This is a genomic window from Pseudoalteromonas sp. PSi26, assembly GCF_054960575.1.
On record NZ_JBHNYT010000030.1, the window covers coordinates 1 to 4,584 of the forward strand.

At 38.4% G+C, this 4,584-nt stretch carries 8 protein-coding genes; all 8 read right to left on the reverse strand.

Going from position 1 to position 4,584, the window contains the following annotated elements; genetic code table 11:
• Nucleotides 1-5: 5 nt before the first annotated feature.
• Nucleotides 6-416 (reverse strand): DUF4279 domain-containing protein, encoded by a 411-nt coding sequence (locus tag ACFI34_RS18625; protein ID WP_462674575.1) that lies wholly within the window; start codon nt 414-416, stop codon nt 6-8.
• 127 nt (nt 417-543) lie between these two features.
• The gene (locus tag ACFI34_RS18630) at nt 544-807 is read right to left on the reverse strand and encodes a hypothetical protein (RefSeq protein ID WP_462674576.1); all 264 of its coding nucleotides are present in this window, start codon (nt 805-807) and stop codon (nt 544-546) included.
• Nucleotides 808-893: 86 nt separating this feature from the next.
• Nucleotides 894-1,319 carry a hypothetical protein gene (locus ACFI34_RS18635; protein WP_010557088.1) on the reverse strand — a complete coding sequence of 142 codons (426 nt, stop codon included), beginning with the start codon at nt 1,317-1,319 and terminating at the stop codon, nt 894-896.
• A gap of 525 nt (nt 1,320-1,844) precedes the next feature.
• On the reverse strand, nt 1,845-2,030 hold the full coding sequence (locus ACFI34_RS18640) for a hypothetical protein (RefSeq protein ID WP_462674577.1): 186 nt from the start codon (nt 2,028-2,030) through the stop codon (nt 1,845-1,847).
• A 67-nt stretch (nt 2,031-2,097) separates the two neighbouring features.
• The gene (locus ACFI34_RS18645; RefSeq protein WP_010557819.1) at nt 2,098-2,346 is read right to left on the reverse strand and encodes a hypothetical protein; all 249 of its coding nucleotides are present in this window, start codon (nt 2,344-2,346) and stop codon (nt 2,098-2,100) included.
• 127 nt (nt 2,347-2,473) lie between these two features.
• Nucleotides 2,474-2,836, reverse strand: a complete 363-nt coding sequence (locus ACFI34_RS18650; RefSeq protein WP_462674578.1) for a hypothetical protein — start codon at nt 2,834-2,836, stop codon at nt 2,474-2,476.
• A 160-nt stretch (nt 2,837-2,996) separates the two neighbouring features.
• A complete protein-coding gene (locus ACFI34_RS18655) occupies nt 2,997-3,593 on the reverse strand; it encodes a DUF998 domain-containing protein (RefSeq protein ID WP_462674579.1) in 597 nt (198 codons plus the stop codon).
• Between the two features lie 121 nt (nt 3,594-3,714).
• Nucleotides 3,715-4,173 carry a hypothetical protein gene (locus tag ACFI34_RS18660; protein WP_462674580.1) on the reverse strand — a complete coding sequence of 153 codons (459 nt, stop codon included), beginning with the start codon at nt 4,171-4,173 and terminating at the stop codon, nt 3,715-3,717.
• Between the last annotated feature and the right edge of the window lie 411 nt (nt 4,174-4,584).

Consider the following 4,584-nt stretch of genomic DNA (forward strand, 5'->3'; position numbering starts at 1 on the left):
TGTTTCTATTCATCTTCATCGTCAGGTGGATATTGACTTAGCTCAATACCCAAACCAATTTGACCTGCTAATTTAATTAGAATTGGTGGAAATGAATCACTTTGTACTGCCTCGTTTCTCCACTCAATTCCAAAATCTAAATAGCCGCCTTCAACGCCTGAGTATGAAATGACAGATGACAATGTAGTTTTGTGATTTTCCAAGTACTCAATTACCACCTCCTTTTGCTTTTCAAATTGATTCCATTCAGCATCGCTAATCTCAATATTAAACCCAGAGTTTTTATTAAGTTTCTTAGGGTTACTTTTGAAGCGAGGCAAGCCTTTTTCCCAGACTTTTGATGGGTTAACTTCAAGGGTTTCAATAAGCTCTTTTACATTTAACTCATCACCATAAACTCTTAAATAACACGCCATACTCGAAACCTACCTAGAAACATAACGCTTCACTAATAAGTAAAACAGTAAGTTGGCCATTTTGTTGCGTCGTTTGCAAGAAATTGGACAACACTGTTTATCTTTTTCAGTGACTTGTTATATGCCATTACACCCAAACTCTCAAATGCACACCAAATGAAAACACTACATAGACAATTGATAATAATATCCAGAATGTTTTAGGAAAGTTTAAAATTTTTATAGCAAGTGCTGCTGCTAGTAATATAAAAATCAAACCAATCCAAAGAGACGAACGCGGAAATACATCATAACCATGACCAGTTTCTACTGATGGAACTGGGGGGATAGACATAAACAAAGCTACTGATATCAGCGCTACTACGATCACCTGTGTAATTATCGATTTCACTCTGCTTTCCTTGGCATATAACGCCCAAATAACAGGCTAAAATTGTTGGCTATAATAACGAGCGAAGTGAGGCAAGCCAACTGTTTTTAGTCCTTGTTGATTTGCTTGTTAGGGCTTAATGCTCGAATAGATTTTAAAAACTCTTTACTAAAATCGAGGTTAGCCCAAATTAATTGAGTACCACCACAATAACCCGTTATCCAATTAGAGTCGTCTGTAAAAGCAACATACTCTTTCCCCAATGAAAAAGACATTCCGTGACATGCATTAACGTCCATTGCGGAATATATGACTTTTGTGTAATTGCCCTTAAGCATACTTTTATTGTCTAAAGTGATTTTTTGATAAGGTCTATTCTCTTTATCAAATAAAATCTCCAACTTCATAATACGTCCATTTAGCACATTACTAGCGTTACTGAAATGCACAGAAGGTGGTTGTTCTGCACAACTGCAAGCAAGGGTGTTAGCACTAAAAAGTATAAAAGAAATAAAAAACGCTAAACGATACACCAAATTCTCCTTGAGCCCTAACGCCTCGATAAGAGGCAAAAATCAATTGGTTATACTTTAGCGAGGTACGAGTGACAAGCCAATAGATTTTTGTCCTTCTGACTTTATCGACTTGTTATGTGCTGAATGCTATTTAACTATCGGCCTGATTATTAGCCGTTTCCACGAAAACCAAATCAATACGATGGTAATTAATGTGCTTAAAATAGAAATAGCTAGACCTTTCCAAAGAAGGCCCGACTTACAATGCTCAATTGGTTCAGCTTTTACACTTTCTCGATAAAAGGTGAACATACCCATTTCCACTTTATGTTCACAGTAACCGTCCCATGTTGTGGTTTTCTGGACATATACTTCAAGCATAAAAACATATGAGAAGAATAGTATTATTATGAAAGCCAACTTTTTGATTTTGTACTCCGAGCCTGAATGGCACATAACGCCCAAATAACGGGCAAAAAATAGTTGGTTAAAATAGCGACGCAGGAGCAAAACCAACTGTTTTTTGTCCTGTTAATTTGCTCGTTATGTGTTTTTTGCACTCCACTTTCCAGTGACAATCATGACATAAACACCGATGGTAATTGTACCAAGCATTAACCCTATGAATGGCGATGAACTGCCAACAAAAATAGACATACCAAATGAAGTACCTAAACATAAGGTTAAAGCACCAAGTTGTGATCGATTGAGTTTATTATTAAATTTCATTTTGGACTCCTAATCCGTGAATTTACTGTGAACAATCCTAAACACATAACGCCGTTTTATGTTTACACTACTTCCATGGAATCCATGATTTGGGTGCATGACCTGTTACCGCAACTTTTAAAAATAATAGAAAGCAATAAGGAGCTGATAACATACCGAATACATCCCTAAAACCTAGGTTATCAAAATTGACATTACCGCGTTCAAAAAGTGCAAATAACAAGCTACAAAAAGCAATAAGCCCACAAATAATAAATATTATTGCCAAAATTCTAATAAACAAACTAACTTTTTCACCGTTCCATGGTGCTTCCATAAAACCTCCTTCTAAACATAACTTTCCAATAACGGGCGCAGACATGTGGGGCATAATGGCGCAGCCGCCCCACGTGTATGCGTCCCAGCGAACGTAGTGAGTGAGTTTATTGGGTTGTTAGGTGCGCTCACGCCAAGACCCCATTTAGCAGCATACTAGGCATAAAAAAGTAAAAAGCCAAAAAGCCCGAACTTGTAAATAGAAGTGCGACGGCACAAAAAGAAGCTTGTACGAAGAAAACGGAAGGTTTAGCAGATGCACTATGCCTAAAAGCCACTATTGAGGTTTGCAAACATTCTTTAATTGCTTGGTATTTTGTTGAGAACCAAGAAATGATGGGAGCTAGGCTAGCAAAAACGAGAGCAAATGCGACTTCCATACCACCTAATTGAACTAAGAAGGCTATCTCTGGCAAAACTGCCGCCGCAACAACCATTGCGATACCGATAACTGCGCGTTGTAGATTAGTTAATTCATTCCATGATTTCATAATTTTTCCTTTTAGCACCTAACACCCGCATAACGGGCAAATATACGTAGGCTAAAATACCGAGCAAATATACGTAGGCTAAAATACCGAGCAACGCGAGGGGAGCCTACGTATATTTGTCCCTAGCGAGCGAAGCGAGTGTTAATGCGTTTGTTAGTTTTTATGCTACCACGAAGGTTGAATAAATGAACAACCACAGTATTTGAAAGCCATAACTAAGCCGCTGGTGAAGACCGGGGACACTTCTAAGTTCGAGTGCTTTTGCTAATTTAAATGAAAAATAAAAGCAGCCCAAAATACAAAAGGCGGAAAGATACCGAAGTGGTACAGGATAAAAACTAGAAAAAGTAACTATCAGCGGTGCAACGATGAATGAAAGGAGCATAATTAAACCTGACCACGTGTGTATCTTGCAACTTCGGGAGGGCGACTTTGTATATGCGTCGGCATCCATCGGGAAGTAGCCGCAAATCCAAGTACATATACCATGAACGATAACCATAGCGCCTATTACTACAGTTGGTACATGAGACTGATAGGAAATAATTAAGTAGCACCCAAAAAGAACGAACAGCGCACCTAAAGGGTAATTGTTTATTGCAGGCGACAATTTTTGAGTAGGGCTACCAAAAGCGCCGAGTTCACTACAGAACTGTTTTGAATGGCTGTAGTTTGGATAGAAGCGAGAAGCAATATAAATACCTAACACAATCCAAATCGAAGCAACGATCCCTGTGTAGGCAAAAATGTTATTCAAACCTAATTCCTCCTTGAAAAACTAACTTTTCAATAACGGGCGCAGACATGTGGGGCATAATGGCGCAGCCGCCCCGCGTGTATGCGTCCCAGCGAACGAAGTGAGTGAGTTTATTGAGTTGTTAGGTTGCATTCTTTTTAAGAGGTACATGCCCCACCTTTAGTATTTTTGGGGATTCTTGGCATACTACCTCTAAACATTCATCGTTGGTGACGAGAATATGCGACCACTCGTCTTGATTGCCCATGAAGAATGTTAAGGGACTTTCATTATGCCAACCATGATTTTTTACTAAGAAAGTGTTCATTTGTGGCCTGTTGTTATTCCATATCTCAGTTAGACCATGTTCGTCTAAACAACGAAAACCGTTAACTACGCTATAGTAAACTTTGTACAGAGTTTCCGTATCTTCATGGAAAATGCGGGCAATTAGATCACAATCTGAATGGATTTCAGACCCACTGATTTCATATTTCGAACCGTCTGGCTTTTCAAGGGACCATGTTTTTGTTCCCCATGATAAGTCAACTAACCAAATTGTTCCGTTTTCAAACGGAGTTGACCAAGTCTCGAATTTCATGTGCAACCTAACGCTTTGCTAATGGGCAAAATACCGTTTGCTAAAATTGGCGAGGTACGAGCCAAGCAAACTGTATTTTGTCCTGTTGAGCAACTTGTTATGTGTAAAACCTAAACTTGGGCGGTTTACCGCTTTTACCAAAAAACTTAAGAAAAACACACAACGTGAATTGATTAATTAAACCTGAAAATTTAATAAAGAAAAGAATACATGATGTGAATTCAATCCCTGAATTTAAAAGTTTAACACCTGATTTATGCGACTTACTTTAAAACCTTAACCAAACTAAAACAACAATTAATTTTTGAATGCTGGAAGCCACATAACGCCTTGCTAAGCGCGCAAAAAATTGTTGGCTAAAATTAGCGAGGAACGAGCAAAAAGCCAACTGTTTTTTGTCCGTTTAAGCAC